At 66.3% G+C, this 17,161-nt stretch carries 17 protein-coding genes; all 17 read right to left on the bottom strand.

The features are described from left to right. Positions 1–11: 11 nt before the first annotated feature. The gene (locus tag ASF04_RS06235) at positions 12–833 is read right to left on the bottom strand and encodes a type II secretion system protein (protein WP_056139125.1); all 822 of its coding nucleotides are present in this window, start codon (positions 831–833) and stop codon (positions 12–14) included. Continuing rightward, on the bottom strand, positions 833–1,210 hold the full coding sequence (locus ASF04_RS06230; RefSeq protein ID WP_056139123.1) for a type II secretion system protein: 378 nt from the start codon (positions 1,208–1,210) through the stop codon (positions 833–835). Before ASF04_RS06230 ends, ASF04_RS06235 begins: the two co-directional genes overlap by 1 nt. Positions 1,211–1,212: 2 nt before the next feature. Then, positions 1,213–1,683 (bottom strand): type II secretion system protein, encoded by a 471-nt coding sequence (locus ASF04_RS06225; protein WP_056139121.1) that lies wholly within the window; start codon positions 1,681–1,683, stop codon positions 1,213–1,215. A gap of 16 nt (positions 1,684–1,699) precedes the next feature. Then, a complete protein-coding gene (locus ASF04_RS06220; protein WP_056139118.1) occupies positions 1,700–3,889 on the bottom strand; it encodes a secretin N-terminal domain-containing protein in 2,190 nt (729 codons plus the stop codon). Continuing rightward, complete coding sequence (locus ASF04_RS06215; RefSeq protein WP_056139116.1) at positions 3,889–4,452, bottom strand: hypothetical protein; 564 nt, start codon at positions 4,450–4,452, stop codon at positions 3,889–3,891. The genes ASF04_RS06220 and ASF04_RS06215 overlap by 1 nt, the downstream gene beginning before the upstream one ends. Further along, entirely contained in the window at positions 4,449–5,045 is a 597-nt protein-coding gene (locus tag ASF04_RS06210) for a hypothetical protein (protein WP_056139114.1), read from the bottom strand. The genes ASF04_RS06215 and ASF04_RS06210 overlap by 4 nt, the downstream gene beginning before the upstream one ends. Continuing rightward, positions 5,030–5,566 (bottom strand): PilN domain-containing protein, encoded by a 537-nt coding sequence (locus tag ASF04_RS06205; RefSeq protein WP_082488582.1) that lies wholly within the window; start codon positions 5,564–5,566, stop codon positions 5,030–5,032. The genes ASF04_RS06210 and ASF04_RS06205 overlap by 16 nt, the downstream gene beginning before the upstream one ends. 17 nt (positions 5,567–5,583) lie before the next feature. Continuing rightward, entirely contained in the window at positions 5,584–6,441 is an 858-nt protein-coding gene (locus ASF04_RS06200) for a hypothetical protein (RefSeq protein WP_229204942.1), read from the bottom strand. Further along, positions 6,434–8,164 carry a GspE/PulE family protein gene (locus ASF04_RS06195; RefSeq protein WP_056139109.1) on the bottom strand — a complete coding sequence of 577 codons (1,731 nt, stop codon included), beginning with the start codon at positions 8,162–8,164 and terminating at the stop codon, positions 6,434–6,436. Before ASF04_RS06195 ends, ASF04_RS06200 begins: the two co-directional genes overlap by 8 nt. Then, complete coding sequence (locus ASF04_RS06190) at positions 8,161–9,348, bottom strand: type II secretion system F family protein (protein ID WP_056139108.1); 1,188 nt, start codon at positions 9,346–9,348, stop codon at positions 8,161–8,163. Before ASF04_RS06190 ends, ASF04_RS06195 begins: the two co-directional genes overlap by 4 nt. A 42-nt stretch (positions 9,349–9,390) precedes the next feature. Then, positions 9,391–9,837, bottom strand: coding sequence for a type II secretion system major pseudopilin GspG (gspG, locus tag ASF04_RS06185; protein ID WP_056139107.1), 447 nt, complete (start codon positions 9,835–9,837; stop codon positions 9,391–9,393). A gap of 135 nt (positions 9,838–9,972) precedes the next feature. Then, complete coding sequence (locus ASF04_RS06180; protein ID WP_229204941.1) at positions 9,973–10,905, bottom strand: LuxR C-terminal-related transcriptional regulator; 933 nt, start codon at positions 10,903–10,905, stop codon at positions 9,973–9,975. Beyond that, positions 10,902–11,624: a winged helix-turn-helix domain-containing protein gene (locus ASF04_RS06175; protein ID WP_056139104.1), complete on the bottom strand. Its 723-nt coding sequence runs from the start codon at positions 11,622–11,624 to the stop codon at positions 10,902–10,904. Before ASF04_RS06175 ends, ASF04_RS06180 begins: the two co-directional genes overlap by 4 nt. Positions 11,625–11,728: 104 nt before the next feature. Then, positions 11,729–12,370 (bottom strand): NF038129 family PEP-CTERM protein, encoded by a 642-nt coding sequence (locus ASF04_RS06170; RefSeq protein WP_056139101.1) that lies wholly within the window; start codon positions 12,368–12,370, stop codon positions 11,729–11,731. A 9-nt stretch (positions 12,371–12,379) separates the two neighbouring features. Beyond that, the gene (locus ASF04_RS06165) at positions 12,380–15,394 is read right to left on the bottom strand and encodes an ExeM/NucH family extracellular endonuclease (RefSeq protein WP_056139099.1); all 3,015 of its coding nucleotides are present in this window, start codon (positions 15,392–15,394) and stop codon (positions 12,380–12,382) included. A gap of 116 nt (positions 15,395–15,510) precedes the next feature. Then, on the bottom strand, positions 15,511–16,515 hold the full coding sequence (locus ASF04_RS06160; protein ID WP_056139097.1) for a TIGR03790 family protein: 1,005 nt from the start codon (positions 16,513–16,515) through the stop codon (positions 15,511–15,513). Positions 16,516–16,658: 143 nt separating this feature from the next. Then, positions 16,659–17,156 carry an FxDxF family PEP-CTERM protein gene (locus ASF04_RS06155; protein WP_056139095.1) on the bottom strand — a complete coding sequence of 166 codons (498 nt, stop codon included), beginning with the start codon at positions 17,154–17,156 and terminating at the stop codon, positions 16,659–16,661. Positions 17,157–17,161: the final 5 nt, after the last annotated feature.

Raw genomic sequence — 17,161 nt, 5'->3', positions numbered from 1 at the left:
CGCGCGTTCGCTTATTTCTGCGGTGCCGGACCTGGTCCCGGTTCCGGTTCCGGTCTTGACCTCGGTTCAGTTCTCGGTTCCGGTTCCGGGTCCGGCGCTCTTGACGGCTCTGGTTCCGCCTCCGGCTCGGCTTCAGCCGGCGGTTCGGCCGGCTGCGCTTCCGGGCCCGGCTCACGTACCGGCTTTGATACCGGTTCGGATCCCGGTAGAGGCCCAGTTCCAGTCCCAGGCCCAAATCCAGGTCCCGCTCCTGGCGCCGGGAATGGCTGCCCCTGCGGCTGGCCGCCTGGTGCCGGCGGTAGCTGCGCATCGGGTGGTGCGGCGCCGGTGTTCGCTCTCTGCATGCCCGGCGTGCCGGGACCGCTGGCCATGAAACGCCACTCTGAAATCTTCCGCTTGCCCGCCAGGCTCTGGAAGCGCGCCGGGAAATTGCCGATCTTCACCGGCCGTGCATCCGACAGGCTGTACACCGCCATCACGCTGGTTGTCCCGCCCAGGTACACGATGCCCCACTCTGCCTTGCCCGTCATCGGATCGACAAAGATCTTGCGCAAGTGGCGGCGCGGCGTGGGAAAGCGCGGGTCGCGCAGCAGTTCCTTGAGCGACGGCGGTTGCGGCGGCTGGCCGGCCGGCGTGGCGTCGGCATAGCTTTGCAGCGCATCGCTGAAGGCGCCGCCAATGACCAGCAGTTGCTGCTCGGCGCGGCTGCGCTGGACCGTGGCGCCGAGCTTGAGCGACGCGGCGGCCACCAGCCCGATGATCGCCACCACGATGATCACGCTCAGGTAGGTAAAACCGCCTTCCCGGCGTGGATGTACATGCCGACCGCGCATCACCAGTCGGCGTAAGGCTTGCCGCTGCGGTCATTGCCCGGCGCCCCGCTCCTGATGTCGTACACATTGCCCTTCAGGCCATCCTCGGGCGGCACGATGATCCAGGTGCTGTCGCTGTCGGTAACCGGGTCGCGCGGCAGCGCGCGCAGGTATTTTTTCTCCACCAGCTGGTCCAGCGAATCGGGATAGCGGCCGGTGTCGCCGTAATACTGGTCGATCAGGCCGCGCAGGTTGCGCAGGTTATCAGCAAGCACCACCTCCCTCGATTTGTCCACGCTGGGGAAGTAGCGCGGTACGGCCAGCGTGAGCATCAGCGCGACGATGCCCAGCACCACCAGCAGTTCGATCAGTGTGAAGCCCCTGGCCGGTTTTTTCATGATCACCACTTTTTGTAGGGCACGCCGTTCAGGCCCGCCTTCTCGCTCAGGCTGTAGACGTCATAGACATCGTCGCCCTCGCGCGGATCGTCCGCCTCGCTGGCGTAGCTGCGCTTGCCCCAGGTTTGCGCATCGGTCAGCGCCGCATCGGGATTGAACGGATCGCGCGGCACCCGGCGCAGGAAGTAAATCTTGGCCTGCTTGGGGTTCTGGATGTCAGGCACGCCCTCGACCAACACGTCGATGCGGCCCGGGTAGCCGGTGGACGTCACGCTGCGCGTGACGCGCCCCTGGTCGTAAGCCAGCTTGTACGCGTCGATGGCGCTGCGGATCTGTTGCAGCGCCTCGCGCAAGTCCTGCTCCTGGCGACGCTGCACCACCACCTGCGCGGTCGGAATCACCAGTGCGCCAAGCAGGCCGACGATGGCCAGCGTCACCAGCAGTTCGATCAGGGTAAAGCCGCGCGCGCGCATCGCCGTCAGGTCCCGGTCATTGCAGCGGGCGGGGCTGGCCCGACGCCGGCGGCAACGGCGCCGGCTGGCCGCGCGACAGCGGCACATCTTGCACTGGCGGCGGTACCGAGGGGATCGGCGACTCTTCCACCGGCGCTGCTGGCGCAGGCGCAGCTGGTGGGGCAGGTTCGGCCGGCGGCGCGATCTGCTCCGTCGGCTGACCCGATTGTGGCGGCTGCTGCTGCAATTGCTGTTGCTGCTGCAATTGCTGGAACTGCTGCTGTTGTTGTAGCTGCTGCTGTTGCAGTTGCTGCGGCGACGGACCGGAAGTCTGCGACGGCGACAACGTCACCGGCGCGGTTTGCGCCGGCGGCGCCAGCTCGACCACCGCGCCCACGCCCGGCCGTGGCTGGGCGCCCGGCAGCGCCGGCATTTGCACGGCGGGACGCGCGCTGAAGTCGGGGCGGCGGCGGAAGCTGGCGTCGGTGCCGGCCGAGAATTCCGAAGCGGAGGCCTCGGGCCGCTGCACGTTGCGGATCAGGCGCGGCGTGATCGACAGCACGATCTCGGTCTTCTGGTTGTCGTCGCGCTGGGTGCCGAACAGGCGGCCCAGGATCGGCAAATCACCGGCGCCGGGAATCTTGTTGCCGGTGCCGCGCTGCTCGTTGTTGATCAGGCCCGCGAGTACCTGGTTCTCGCCATCCTTCAGTTGCAAGGTGGTGCTGGCCTGGCGCGTGCCCAGCTGGTAAGCGGTGCTGCCGTTCCTGGTAGTGAGGGTGCTGACCAGGTTGCTCACTTCCAGCTCCACCTTGATGGCGATTTCATCGTTGAGATAAATCGTCGGCTCCACTGCCAGTTTGAGGCCCACATCCACATACGTCACGCTGTCGCTGGCAAAGCCGCCCAAGCCACCACCGGAAACGGTCGGTGTAATCACCGGCAGCTTGTCGCCGATGACGATATTCGCCTTTTGCTTGTTGCGTACGCGGATGCGCGGATTGGCCAGCAGATTGGAGTCGGTGTCGGTCTTGTTGATGTTGATGGCGCCGCTGATCCCGGACAGCAGGATGCGGTCCGAGTTCAGGTTGCGCAACTCGTTGACCGTCAGATCGCCGGCAAGGTCGGTCAGCGGGTTGATGCCGATGCTGGTCGGCCACTGCACGCCGAGGTTCATGAGCGTGCTGCGTTTGACTTCGAGGATTTCCACTTCCAGCATCACTTCCGCTTCGGGCATGTCCTGGGTGGCGATCACGCGCTCGGCCAGGCGGATCGCTTCCGGGTTGTCGCGCACGATCAGCAGGTTGAGCTTTTCATCGACCACCACGTCGCGCGTCTTGAGGATGGTCTTGAGGGTGTTGGCCACCATCTTGGCGTCGGCGTTGGCCAGGTAGAAGGTCTTGACCGTCATCTCCTGGTATTCCTTCTGCTTGGCGGCCGTATTCGGATAAATCAGTACCGTGTTGGCGTCCATCACCTGCTGCTCGAGCTGGTTGGTCAGCAGCAGGAAATAGATCGCCGCCTCGACGGTGCTGTTACGCAGCAGGACCGTGGTGCGCTGGTCGGTCTTGACGTCCTTGTCGAACACGAAGTTCAGGTTGGAGCGGCGCGAGATCACCTCGAACACCTGCTTCAGCGGCGCATCGCGGAACTCGATGGTGATCGGCTGCTTGTATGCTTTTGCCAGACCGGTTTCGACGGCGGACGGCGCGGTCTTTTCCGTCACCTCGCGCAGCAACTGGCGCGCGGGCTCGTTGGACGGCGTTTCGGTCAGCAATGCATTGAGGCGCTGTTTGGCCAGGTCGTACTCGCCCCTGGCCACATGCTCGCGGGCGATCGCCAGCAGCTTGGCCTGGCGGGCATTGCGCTCAAGCGTGCGCAAACCGGCGCGGGCGCGCTCGTTGGCCGGATCGAGCGCCAGGGCGCGACGCCAGCCCTGCTCGGCCAGCTCGGGCTGGCCGCCGGCCAACTGGCGTTCGGCCTCGCGGATAAAACCCTGGGCCGCGCGGTCGCGCGCCTGCACGTAGGCGGCGCGGTATTCGGCGTTGGTCGGCTCGGCCTTGAGCGCTTCCTGGTACTTGAGCAAACCTGCCTCCACCTGGTCCTGCGCCATCAGCGTATTGCCGTCGCGGTAGGCCATCTGGCCGGCGCAGCCGCCCAGCGCCAGCACCAGGGCCAGCAGCGGCGGCAACGCCAGGCGCCGGTGGTGTTTTTTAAGATGACTTGCCATCAGTCGATTGCTCCAATATTGATTTGTTGCACCTGATTCAGAGGCAGGTACGTCATGGTGAGCAGCGGCGGCATGATGCGGTCGATGCGCCAGGCGCCTTCGAGCACGGTCTGGTTGCGCGCAATATAGGTCTTGTCGCCGCGCGCCAGGTACACCTCCCAGGCGCCGTCCTGCACGGCCTTGCCGAAATAGTTGAATGGCACCGGCGGCGCCATCGGCGGTGGCGCCGGTGCGTTGGCGGCCGCGCGCTCGGCGGCCGTGGGCTGCTGCTGTTGCTGCGGCGGATTCCAGTTCTGGCCGAGGAACACGCCCTCCCCGGCGCCGAAGGTGGCGTCACCCGCTGCGCCCACCAGCTGCGCGCGCGGCACCAGGCGCGCGATGGCCACGTCGGGCCGGGCCCCGGCGCCGGCACGGTCGTGCGCACGCTCCGATGCGGCGACGGCAGGCGCACCACGGCGCACCACCGGCTCGACAATCTCACCGGCCGGCGTGCGGTCGCCGAACAGCACCAGCGCGGCGGCGCCGGCCAGCGCCAGTCCCATCACGATGTGATACGGCTTCATGGCGCATCCTTGAGGTACAGCGTGAAGCGCAAGCGCGCCTCCACCACCGGATCGGCGATGGTCTCGCGGCGGAAGCTCACCTCGTCGAGTGCGGCAAACGGCATGTCGCGCAAGCCGTTCATGGCGAACTGCCATAGTGGCTGGTAGCCGCCCTTGACCGGCAGGGTGACCTGGTACGTGCTCACCCGGCTGGCCTTGTCGTAGCTGGATTTATATTCGCCCTGGTTCAGCGCCAGGCCCGCTTTGGCGGCCAGATCGAACAGCGTGCGCACCTGCTGCTCGGCGTGGCGTTTTTCGCCCAGCGTGGCATAGAAGTCGGCCAGGTTCTGGTTGGCCGACGGCGGCGGCATCGCCGGCTGCAACGCCAGCAGCGAAGCCGGCGTGGGCAGCGGTTGCGCCATCAACCGCGCATGGGCCGCACGCTGCGGCAGCAGCCACGCCCATGCCGCCACTGCGGCTACGCACAGCGCCACCGCCACGCAGGCCGGCGCGCCCACCCGGGCCACCGCCAGCCTTGCACGCAGGACCAACGCCTGCACGCCCGGTGCATCGATAGCACCTGCACCGGTGGCGGGTTTCAGCGATTGACCCATGTGGCCTCCAGTTGAAAGCGCAACGGCCGATGCGGGTCGGTCTCCTGCACGTCGTGCCGCGTGAGGGCCACCGCGCTGAAAGCCTCCTGCTGCTTGAGCTGCGAAACGTAATCGACCATGTCGTCGCTCGATGCCGCCTCGGCGGTAATCTTGAGCACCTGCTTGCGCGCGTCGGGTTCCAGGGCAATCAGCGCGATGGCCGGTGGCGTGGCCGACGCCACGGCGTCCTGCAACTCGCGCCACGGCAGGTTCAGTTGGGCGATGGCGCCGTTCACGAACGCGGCCTGGGCTTCGGGAATGTCCACCGTGGCCACCTGCGCCGGCCGCGCCGACATGGCCGCCGCCCGCTCCTGCACATGTTGCAACTGCTGCGCGCGGTCGCGCCGTTCGTCGGCCAGCCGGGTGGCAGACAGCACCGCACCAGCGCACAGCAGCACGCCTAATGCGCCCACCGCCAGCAGCGCCGGATGGGCGTGGAACAGCGTACGGCGCAGGCTGCGCGGCGCGAAATCGATGTGCATTGTCCGTGGTTTCCTGCTCATCGGGCGCCTCCCCAGGCCAGTTGCGCCACCGGCGAAAAGCCCGCGTACACCGCTTGCCGTGCGTGGTCGAGCGCCTCGCAGCCGACCGGCGCTGCGGCCGTGCCAGCAGAATTGGCCGCCCCGGCCGCGCGCAACCAGGTCGTCGGCACCGCGCCGCAGGCCTGCAACAACGCCGGCGGCGGCAGGTCGAGCAGCAGCGCCTCGCGCTGCAAGGTCTGGGTGAGCCAGGCCTGGTCGGCACCGGGTGGCACCGGCAGAACCCTCAGTGCGCGCACGCCGTCATCGGCGACCGGGGCCAGCGTCATCAGGCCGTCGTGCACCAGCGCATACCAGGCACCCGCTTTGAGGCCGCCGTGCCAGCGGTTCCAGGCGCTGACAAAATGCGGCTCCACGCCGACGACAGCCAGCCGGAATTCTTCGGCCACCAGCATGAGCGACGCCAGCAACGCGCGCGGCACGGCAGCGGCAAAGAACGGCTGCACCGCGTTCCAGTCGGCGCCGATCTGCCAGGCCGCCGGCGGCTCGCCGTACAGCGACTGGAAGCGCAGGCCGGCAGCGGCCTGCAAGTCGTCAAGCCGGGTGGCGCCCTGCGGCGGCGTCACCCGCCACAGGCGCGCCAGTTCATCTGCCAGCACGAATGCCGCCGGCCAGCGTTCCACGCCCTGCTCGTTCAACAAGGTGCGCAAGGCGTTGGCAATGGCGTCGAACGGGTGCGCGGACGACGCGGCAATGGTGTGCTCGGCCAGCACCGTCACCGGCGCACCTCGCCAGCGGCTCACGCGCAGCAGGCTCACCGCGTGCGGCGCAATGCCGATGCGGAGCGATTGTCCGATGGCCAGGGTCATGTTACGCATGCAGGGTCACCCGCTTGATTTCGGTAAGCGTGGTGCCGCCGCGCTTGACCAGTTCCAGCGCGGCCAGGCGCAGGCTGCGGGTGCCGTTGGCGTGGGCGGCCTGCTTGATCTGGCGGATCGGCCGCTTGTCGACGATCAGCTCGCGGATTTCGTCGTTGAGGGTGAGGATCTCGGCGATCGAGCGGCGGCCCTTGTAGCCGGTGCCGCGGCAGTCGCCGCACCCTTTACCCTGCATGAACAGGTAGTCCTGCGCTTCGGCGCGGGTGAGGCCCACGCTGGCCAGTTCGGCGTCGTCCGGCGTGTACTGCGCGGCGCAGTGCGGACAGTTGATGCGCACCAGGCGCTGGGCCCAGATGCCGTTCAAGGCCGAGACAAACGCGTACGGATCGATGCCCATGTGGGTAAAGCGGCCGAACACGTCGAACACGTTATTGGCATGCACGGTGGTGAGCACCAGGTGGCCCGTCAGTGCCGACTGCACGGCGATTTCCGCCGTCTCGCGGTCGCGGATTTCGCCGACCATGATCTTGTCCGGGTCATGGCGCAGGATCGAGCGCAGCCCCTTGGCAAACGTCAGGCCCTTCTTTTCGTTGACCGGGATTTGCAGGATGCCGGGCAGCTGGTATTCCACCGGGTCTTCGATGGTGATGATTTTTTCGCGGCCGTTGTGGATCTCGGTGAGCGCGGCGTACAAGGTGGTGGTCTTGCCGGAGCCGGTAGGCCCGGTCACCAGCAGCATGCCGTAAGCCTCCTGCGCCAGCACGCGCAGGGTGGCCAGCGACGGCGCATCGAAGCCGAGGGCTTCGAGCGTGAGCGAGCCATAGGCTTCGATCATGGCGCGCTTGTCGAGAATACGGATTACCGCGTCCTCGCCGTGGATGCTGGGCATGATGGACACGCGCAGGTCGATCTCGCGGCCGCCCGCCTCCACCCGGAAGCTGCCATCCTGCGGCACGCGGCGCTCGGCGATATCGAGTTCGGCCAGCACTTTCAGGCGCGAGATGATTTGTTCGGCCACCTCGATGCCGTTGACGGCGGTGGCGTGATCGAGCACGCCATCGACGCGGTACTTCACGGCCAGGCCGCCGGCTGTGCTTTCCAGGTGGATGTCCGACGCCCCGGCCTTGAGCGCATCGTACAGCGTGGAGTTGACCAGCCGCACGGCGGGACTGGCCGCTTCCGACACCGACGCGAACGACAGCACGGCAGCGGTCTTGCCGTCGCGCCGGCCTTCGCTGGCGCCGGGCAGCAGGTTGTCGGTGGCGCGCGCCGACTCCTCCTGCTTGGACAGATAGGCCTGGATGTCGGCCTGCAGCGCCAGGCGCATGGGCAGCGGTGCATGCGGCGTGGCGCGCGCCTGCGTCGACAACCAGGTTTGCAGGTCGAGGTCGAACGGGTCGGCGATCACGGCCAGCAGTTGGCCCGCATGTTCCCCTGCCTGCGCCGCCAGCGTGCGCAGCAGTACGCAGTGGCGCGCCATCGCCTGCGACAGCGGCAGCAGGTCGAAGGCCGGCGCGCAGGCCAGCATGTCGGCCGTCTCCAGCACCGGCATGGCGAACGGCTGCGCCAGCGCGCGTACCAGCTCGCGCGGCTCCAGCCCGCTCAAGCCTTCGAGCTCCTCGACCAGCGTGCGCTTCGATTGCGCGCGCAAGTGGCGCGCGCGCGCCAGCAGCGCCGCATCGACCACGGGCGCCATTGCTGCAGGCATCGCGTCGGCGCTCATGACATATCTCCCGCCAGATCGAAGATCGGCATATACAGCAGCACCACGATGGCGCCCACCACCAGGCCGATGCCGGCCATCAGCAACGGTTCGAAGGTGCGGGTAAAACGTTCGATCCAGCGCGTGATCTCGCCGTCGTAAAACGCCGCCGACTGGGTGAGCATCGGGCCCATGTCGCCGGTGCGCTCGCCCACGCGCAGCATGCGCAGCGAGATTGGCGTGGTCAGCTGGTGCGCCTCGAAGGCGGTGGACAGCGGCTGGCCCGACTCGATGTCGGCGCGCGCCGCTTGCAGATTCTGGCGCAGCCCGGCCGACACCATGCCCTGCACGGTATTGATGGCGTGGACGATAGTGATGCCCCCTTCGCTGAGCATGCCAAGCGTGAGGTACAAGCGCGATAGTTCGTAAATGCGCACCCGCTCGCCGATGGCCGGCAGGCGGCCCAGCAGGCGCAGTACGCCGCCATTGCGCAGCAGCCGCCGCACGCCGAGCACCAGCGCCGTCAGCGCAAAGGCGATCATGCCCAGCAACAGCCCGGTGTGGGCGCCGGCGAACTGGCCCCAGTTGAGCATTTGCTGCGACAGCCACGGCAGGTCGCGCCCGGCGCCCTGGTACACCTCGGCAAAGCGCGGCACCACATAACCGATCAAAAACAGGCTGACACCGCCGCCGACCAGCAGCAGGATGCACGGGTAGATCGCGGCCGAGACCAGCTTGCCGCGCACCAGGTCGATACGTTGCTGGTAATCGATGAAGCGCGACAGCGACCGTGGCAGGTCGGACGTGCCTTCGGCCGCCTTGACGATGCCGATGTACAACGGCGGGAACAGGTCGGGCTGTTCGGCCAGCACGGCGGAAAAGCGCTGGCCGTCGCGCAGGCCCGCCAGCAGGCGCTCGAGCACGCTGCGGGTGCCGGGGTTGGCCTCTTTTTCCAGCAACGCTTCCAGTCCCTCCACGATGCCGAGGCCGGCAGTCAGCAGCGCCAGCAGCTCCTGGCTGAACAGCACCAGCGACAGCGCGCTGCGCTTGCTCCCGGCACGCAGTCCCTTGCCGGCCGGCGCGATGGCACTGACGAACAGGCCGCGCGCCTCCACCTGGCGGCGCGCATCGGCCTCGTCGCGGCCATCGATGACCAGTTCGGAAATGACCATCTCGGCCGACAAGGTGCGTACGTCAAACTGCATGATAAAGTCGGCTTTCGGTGAAGACTGGGCTATGCGAGACGTCTATTGGGAGACGATATCGGCATCGTCGCCGCTGCCGCCAGGCTGGCCGTCGCGGCCCAGCGAGGTGATCTCGAAATCGGCTTTGGCGCCGGGCGCCTTGTACTGGTAAGCGCGGCCCCAGGGATCGGACGGCACCTTGGGCAGGTAGGGACCGTTCCACTTGGCGCCGGCCGTGGGCGGCGCCACCAGCAGCGCGTTCATGCCCTCTTCCGTGTTGGGATAGCGGCCCACGTCGAGGCGGTAGGTGTCGAGCGCCTTTTCAAATGAACCGATTTGCGCCTTGGCCATCGTCACTTCGGACTTGCCCAATTGCGAAAAGTATTTGGGGCCTACGTAGGCCGCCAGCAAACCGATGATCACGATGACTACCAGCAACTCCAGCAAGGTAAAACCGCGCGAATTATTGCTGCCCGTTACCGTCTGCGTGCGCATCTTTGCCACATCCATCCAACCACTCCCTTTGTGTTACTCACTACTTTAAAAGTCCTGCCGCGCCATGTGGCTACCACCCGACAAGGCTACCATGCTGTTTGCCGGGAAGACAATCTTTTTCAACGAACACGACCGCAGATAGTGTGGCACTCACGCCGCAAACGCCAGTTGCCGGGACCAGTGCGGCGGCGGTTGTTCGAACAGCCGCAAGGCAGCGCCGCGCGCTATCGCATGGGTCCGGTTTGAAACGCCCAGCAGGCGGTACAGCCGCTGCAAGTGGTTCTTCACGGTCAGCCCGCTGATGCCGAGGATCTGGCCGATTTCATCGTTGGTCTTGCCCTCGCGCACCCAGTGCAAAATCTCCACTTCGCGCGCGCTGACCGGACGGGACAATACCGTGACGCTGGCGATGGCACAGGCAGCGCGCCATTGCGCCAGGTGCTGCACCATCAGGTGCAAGTGCGGCAACAGCAGCGCCAGAAAATACGCGTGGCGCGCATGCGGCCGGTGCGGCAATCCCAGCAGCACGAACACGCTGGACCCGCCCGGCAAGCGGCTGGTCGCTTGCAGCGCCAGGTTATTGAAACCCAACGCGCGCAACTCCGCGCGGAACGGCGCGGCCGATTGCGAGGCGGAGCCATCAGCGGTATCAACGGCCAGGGCGGCTTTGGCACCTTGGGCACCTTGGGTACCTTGGGCGGCATCAGCGGCCGGGGCACCGTGGGCCGCATGCGCATCATCAGCGCCATGGACAGCATCGAGCAGCAGCGAGCGGCAACCGTGCTGCCGGCAATGGCGCGCCAGGCGTACCGCCAGCCCCTCGTCGCCGGCCAGGCGATGGCGCAGGCCGGCATCGAGCACCATGCTGTGCTGGCATTCCATGTGCAGCAACCGGTCCTGGCCCTCGAAGTGCAACGCTACCAGTACCTGATGCGGCAACAGCGCCTGCAATGGCCCCTGGGTCCACAGGAAAAACTGCCGCGCATCGTCCACCGGCAGCGCCGCCTCCACCGCGTGCAGCAAGTATTCCTGCTCGCGCTCGCTGAGTATGATCAGCGCCGGCGTCATCGATGAAGCGCTCACGCCGCAGCGCCGACAAAGCGGTAGCCGCTGCCGCGCACGGTCTCGATGCGGCGCTGGTAGCCGGCCGGTTGCAGCGCGCTGCGCAGGCGGCCCACGTGGGTGTCCACCGTGCGTTCTTCCAGGTACACGGCATTGCCCCATACCTGGTCGAGCAGTTGTGCACGGCTATGGATGCGGCCCGGATGGCGCATCAGCACGTCGAGCAGCTTGAACTCCACCCGGCCCAGCGCCAGCTCGCGCGCACCGGCCATCACCCGCAGCGTGTGCGGATCAAGCCGCAGCCCGGCGGCATCCGAAGTGTCGTGTGCATCATCCTGCCAGCCGGCGCGGCCCGGCGCACGACGCAGCAAGGCATGCACGCGCGCCAGCATTTCGCGTGGACTGAACGGCTTGGTCATGTAGTCGTCGGCGCCGCCCTCGAGCGCCATGATCTTGTCCGCTTCGCTGGCGCGCGCGCTGACCATCATCACCGGCAGCGCGCGCGTATGCAGTTGCGTGCGCAGGCGGCGCACCAGCGCCAGCCCGGACAGTCCGCGCCGATATTCGGGCAAGTTCCAGTCGAGCAGAATCAGGTCGGGACAGTCGTCCTCGAGCAGCATCAGCGCGCTGGCAGCGTCCGGTGCGCAGCTGACCACGTGGCCGGCCATGCCGAGGTTGAGCGCAATCAGTTGCTGGATCGCGCGGTCGTTTTCGATGACAAGGATGTGGGCGGCTGGCATGGCATATCCGTGTAAAAATTACACTATGCAACATCGTGCCAGCCCCTGACTAATATGTTTTCTTTGCGCTATTTATATCATGCGCAAATAAATAGAGTCAGGCGTTACCCGCGCTGGCGCCGGCGCGCCACGCCACCGAGCAATGCCAGGCCGGCGCCCAGCATCAGCCAGGTCTGCGGCTCCGGCACCGCGCTTACCGACGTGCCGATCTGGTTCGTCAGCGGCGAGACGGTGGCGCCGCCCAGCGACGTCCAGTTCAGCACCACCAGTGCATCACTGGCGGCGCCGGCACCCAGCGCCACGGTTTTGCTGCTGTCGAACAGCGACACCGCGAATGCCGAACCGAGGCCCGACAGGGACGGATCGAGATCGCCGCTGAAGGTCACCGTAAAACCCACCTTGCCGCCGAAATTGACGGCGTGGAACAGGTCGTTGTAGCCGCTCGCGTCGTTGTTACCGATCACGTAGCCGCCAGCGAGCGAACCGCTGACATTGCCAGCCGTCTCGACCGTGGTCGGATCGCCGAAGCCGACGAAATTGGTCAGCAGCGCCTCGGCGTACGGCGTGCCGCCATTACCCGGGTTGAATTGCAGGTCGATCCAGCCGGTGTTGCCGTTCGCGGCTACCAGCGTACTGGTGTCGAGTTCGATCTGGAACACGGAGGCGGCGGACGCCAGGCTGGTGCAGGCACTCAGCGCCAGGACCAGGGCGGCACGGCGCAGGGAAGTCAGAGCAGGTTTGAACATGGTAAATCCTTAGAAATTGCCGCTATAAACGGTGGTGGTGTAAGTGATGGCGGCGGTGCCGGTCTTGGTAAAGCTCACCGGTACGGTGATGGTGGCGCCAGGCGCCAGGTTGGCCACCGCTGCCGTCAGATAGGGCGCCCCGCCTTGGCTGCCACTGGCATTGGACAACGCCACGCCGGCCGGCAGGTTTTTAAAGGCGATCTGCAACGGACCGGTCAGCGCAGTGCCAGCGGTATTGGTGATGCTGACTGTGCCGGTCCACTTGCCGCTGGCGCGGGCGAACACCAGGCCGGAAGCAGCGGTGCGCACACTGGCCGTCACATCGGCAGGAGCGCCCGCCAGGTTCAGCGTCAGCATCACGGGGTCGTGGTCCGACGCGCGGTATGGCGCGTCGGTGTACTTGTCCTGCGGCTTGCCGTCGGTGTTGTAATCGACCGCCACCGGTTCGTCGGCATTGTTGTGCCACTCGGCTGCATCGGCCACCTGGGCGCTGAGCGCGGTGCTGGCCAGCGCGTGGTCCAGGTAGCCGGCTTCGCCGTTGAACACGTACGAATACGGCATGGCGCCGGCGCCGCGCACGAAGCGCTCGAGCTGGTTTACAAAACCCTGGTCGATGATGGCCTGGATCGGATCTTCGTGGCCGTAGGCGTTGAAGTCGCCGATCAAGAGCACTTTCGGGTCGCCGGCGGCAGCCACCACCTGTGGTACGAACGTACCCACCAGGCGCTGTGCCTGCCGTACGCGGGTGGGGTTCCAGCAGCTCTGGCCGTCGCCTTTGTCGGCTTCGGCAGTGCCGGCGGTCGGGCAACTGCCCTTGGACTTCAGGTGGTTGACCACCACTGTGAATTTGCCACCGTTGGGCGCGACAAAGGTTTGCGCCATCGGCGGACGGTTGTTGATGGCGTCGCTGTCGGTCAGGGCCGTGCCTTGCAGGGTCAGCGCGGATGGCTTGTAAATCATGGCCACGCGGATGGCGTCGGTGCCGGTGGTGACCGGCTTCGGTACGACCGCGTAGGTTTTGCTGCCCGGTGCAATGGCGGCGTTGAGCGCGTCCACCAGTTGCGACACAGAATAATCGCCGTCGTTCTGGATTTCCATCAGCCCCACCACGTCGGCATTCAATGCTTTCAGCTCGCCGACGATCTTGGCGCTCTGGCGCTGGAATTCGACCAGGTTGTCGGCGCCACGGCAGTTCGAGCGCGACGGCGTGCCGCTGCCCACGCTGCAACCCTGGCCGGTCTGGCCCAGGTGGTTGCCACCGTTGGTGAACGTGGTGAAGTAATTAAGGACATTGGCGCTGGCCACCTTGACGTTGCCGCTGGCCAGGGCCGGCGGCGCCGGGCGCGGATTGTCCTGCGAGAACACCGGCGGCACGGTCGGCTGCAGCTTGAAGGCTGCGCCACCACCGCCCTTGGCGCCGAAGTCGATCACGCCGGTCAGGCCGGAAACGGTGTCGCCGGCACGCAGCGAACCGTCAGCGCCCAGGTAAGGAATCACGGTGGGCGTTGTAAATATGCCGTCGTCGAGAATGATCTGGTTGCGTGCGTTGGCGGCTGCCAGCGCCACGGCCTCGGACGAGCCCGGGCGGTAGCGGTTGGTCGGCGTTTCCAGCCGGCCCGACGACAGGGTCACCTCGCCGCGATCGGCCAGGTACTGCAATTGCGACACGGTCAGGTTGTTATTGAAGCGCACCAGCATGCCTTCCACTTGCGTGAAATCGGCGAATGGCAGTTCGATATTGGTGGGAGCGATGGCAATGCCCTTGGCCAGGCCGACGATCTCGGTAACGGTGGTCAGCTCTGTATAAGTATGGCTGCTGCCGGTCGGGACGTAATCGGCCACGGTGCCGGTAATGCGGATACGGTCGCCCACCTGCACGGTGGCGGTGTTGGCAGGCGTGGTGAAGATGAACAGGCCGTCCGAGGTTTGCGGATCGCCATCGCCCGCCTCGTCCTGGATGAAGAAGCCGGAACCGACCTTGGCGGTAACCACGCCCTCGGTCGTTTGCACCGTGCCGGCCACCGGGCTGGCCGCGCCACTGCCCTGGATTTGCGGGATGGTGCGGGTGAGCGTGGCCGGCGCGGCGATTTTCACGTTGACCGTGCACACTGCCTGCTGCGACTGGTCGTTGTCGAAGCGGATGCTGACCGGATAGGTGCCAGCCGCCAGGCCGGGTGCCACGGTCAGGTCGGCCGTCGCGGTGCCGCCAGCGGCAGACGCCGACTGGAAATCGGCCAGCGCAATGCCGCCCACGGCGCCGGCGGTAATCGTTGCAGCATTGACGATGCCGTCGGCATCGCTGGCGGACAGGCCGGCAGTGCCGCCCAGGCCCACGGCCAGCGCCAGGTTGGCCGGGCAGTTGGCCACGATCGGCGGCTGGGCCGGCACGCCACACTGCTTGCGTTCGCTGGCAGTGGTACGCGGGCTCGGGGTGCCGGTGGCAAAATCGCTGGCGTTGTTGTCGGTGTCGGTGCAGCCGCCGTTGGCGCGCAGCGCGGCCAGGGTATTGGACAGGCCGGGACCGGTAGCACCTTCGAAGCCGCTGGCGTTATAGCCGAACAGGTCCACCAGTGCGCCGCCGGTCGGGCTGGCGCCGGTGAGCGCGGTGCCGTTCGACACCAGCGCCACCTTGCCGGCGGTGCCGCTCATGGCAAGCGTCCCGGTTAGATAGGGCGTCGGCAAGTCGGTCGTGCCGCCGGTGCCAGCCGCCTGCTGGAACAGGAAATACTGGCCCGGCTCGAGCGGGGGCGTGTTGGCCGGCACCCGGGTGGGATTCCAGGAAGTACCGCTGGCACTCGCATACTGCACGCTCCAGCCGCTGATATCGACGACGGCACTGCTGCGGTTGAAAATTTCAATGAAATCGTTTTTATAGGTGGCGCCGCTATTGCCGCCACCGCCATACACCTGGCTGATGACGACGGGCGCATCGGCGCGGGCCTGGGCGGACAAGGCCGCCAGCAGGGCGGCGGCGATCAGGGTACGGGGGCCGGGGATGGCGGCGGCAGTGCGAATGGAGTTCATGTGCGATCCAGGTTAACAAAATGTTTTGAATATTGTATTTTGTATATTATTGGATCTGCATGACGACATCATGACAGGTGCTTGGTCCGAATGGATCAATCACCCCGGCTCGAACATCACCGCGCGTAAGGAGCCGCCAGCGGATCGCCGATGAACACGCCCTGCGCCGGCCAGGCCACGCTGCGCCAATACGCCTCGATGGCGCTGTCGCCGCTCAGGTAGCGCTTGAGCAGCACGGCCGGTTGCGGGAATTTTTGCCAGTGGTTGCACGGTTCGGACACGGTGCCGTAGCTGGCGGTGGCGCCCGCCTCGAGCCAGCGCAGGCTGCTCATCTGGCTGTTACCGAGCAGGTCGCCGCCGGCGGACGTCAGGTGGTCGGCCAGCGCACCGGGCAAAAATTTCAGGGTCTCGAGCTTGTCCACTTTGATCATGCCGGTCTGGTACACCATGATGTCGCTGACGTTTTCAAGCACGTCGGCACGCAGGTTGGTGATGGTCAGTTCGTGCGACTTGACCTTGCCCGACGGTGGAAACAGCCGCGCCCGCGAACTGCGCGCGGTGTCCGACGTGGTCAGATAATAGGCGCTGGCTTCCGGCAAGCGGAAGTTGCGGGTGGTGCCACGCGCGATCAGGGCTTTTCCAAGATCGAGCGACGTGGTGGGCAGCAGCATGCTGATGCGCATGGCGGCCGCCGCCGGCGCCAGCGCGTTGCCGTCGCCGTAGTAGGCGCTGGCCTTGCCGGGGCCGCAAGGCGTGTTGCACTGATCGGCATCGTAGCCCAGCGTCAGCGCCGAGGTGATGGCATTGCAGCCCACCGCGTACGGCGCTGTCCACACCATCAGCACGGCGCGGATCTCGGGACCCAGCTGGCCCAGGATCTGCTGGCGCAGCGGCGCGAAGTCTTCGGGGCTGAGCTTGCGGGCGCGCGGATCGAGCCGCACGTGGATGATATTTTTCTCCGGAACCTGGTGCGCTTCGCGGTACAACGCGGACAGCGTCACGCTGTTGGGCTCGTTGTCGTTGACCACCAGCGCCAGCTGGTTGGGACCCAGCGCTGCATGGGCGCCGCCGGCAATGGCCGCACCCAGCAGCCCCAGCGACAACAAGATAAATGAACGCATTGCCCCACTCCCATGATCCCCGGTCGGCACGACCTGGCTGGCGCCATTATAGGGGGCTGCGGCAGCGCCCCATAAAAAAACCCCCGGGCTCGCGCGCGGGGGTTTTTTGTCGGTGGGGCGGCGTGGCCGCCTCACCTGGCTGCTCAGGCAGCGTTTTTAGCTTTGCGACGGCGAGCCATGAAACCCAGCAGCGCCAGGCCACCGATCATCATGCCATAGGTTTCTGGCTCTGGTACGGCGGTGACGGTGATGTCGCCACTGTACGTGGCGCCGCTGTTTGCAGTGCCGAACAGCGACAGCACGAATGGCGCCTTGTCGGTCGAAGCGAGGTAACCAAAGCTGTATTTGCCGTAGTTATCGAACGTGCCTTTGGTGCCGTTCAGGTTCGACAGCGCGCTGTTGAAGCTCAGGTTCTGGCTGCTGATGGTAACGACCACATTGTACCAGCCGGCAGCCAGGCCGGTCAGGGTGATGACGTCGCTGCCGCCGGACAGGATGCCGTCGGTTGGCGTGAACTGACCGTTGAAGTGGTTCTGGTTGCCATTGGTCGGGTTGACGAAGACCGGTACCGATTGATCGGCAGCAGCAGCGCTAAACGAAGCGGCGGCCAGCAAGCTTGCTACGAGCATTTTGAATTTCATCTGAA

Source organism: Duganella sp. Leaf61 (assembly GCF_001421905.1).
GTDB classification, from domain to species: domain Bacteria; phylum Pseudomonadota; class Gammaproteobacteria; order Burkholderiales; family Burkholderiaceae_D; genus Rugamonas; species Rugamonas zoogloeoides.
Note: the sequence above shows the minus strand (reverse complement) of the source record. Positions and strands in the feature narration are given on the sequence as shown.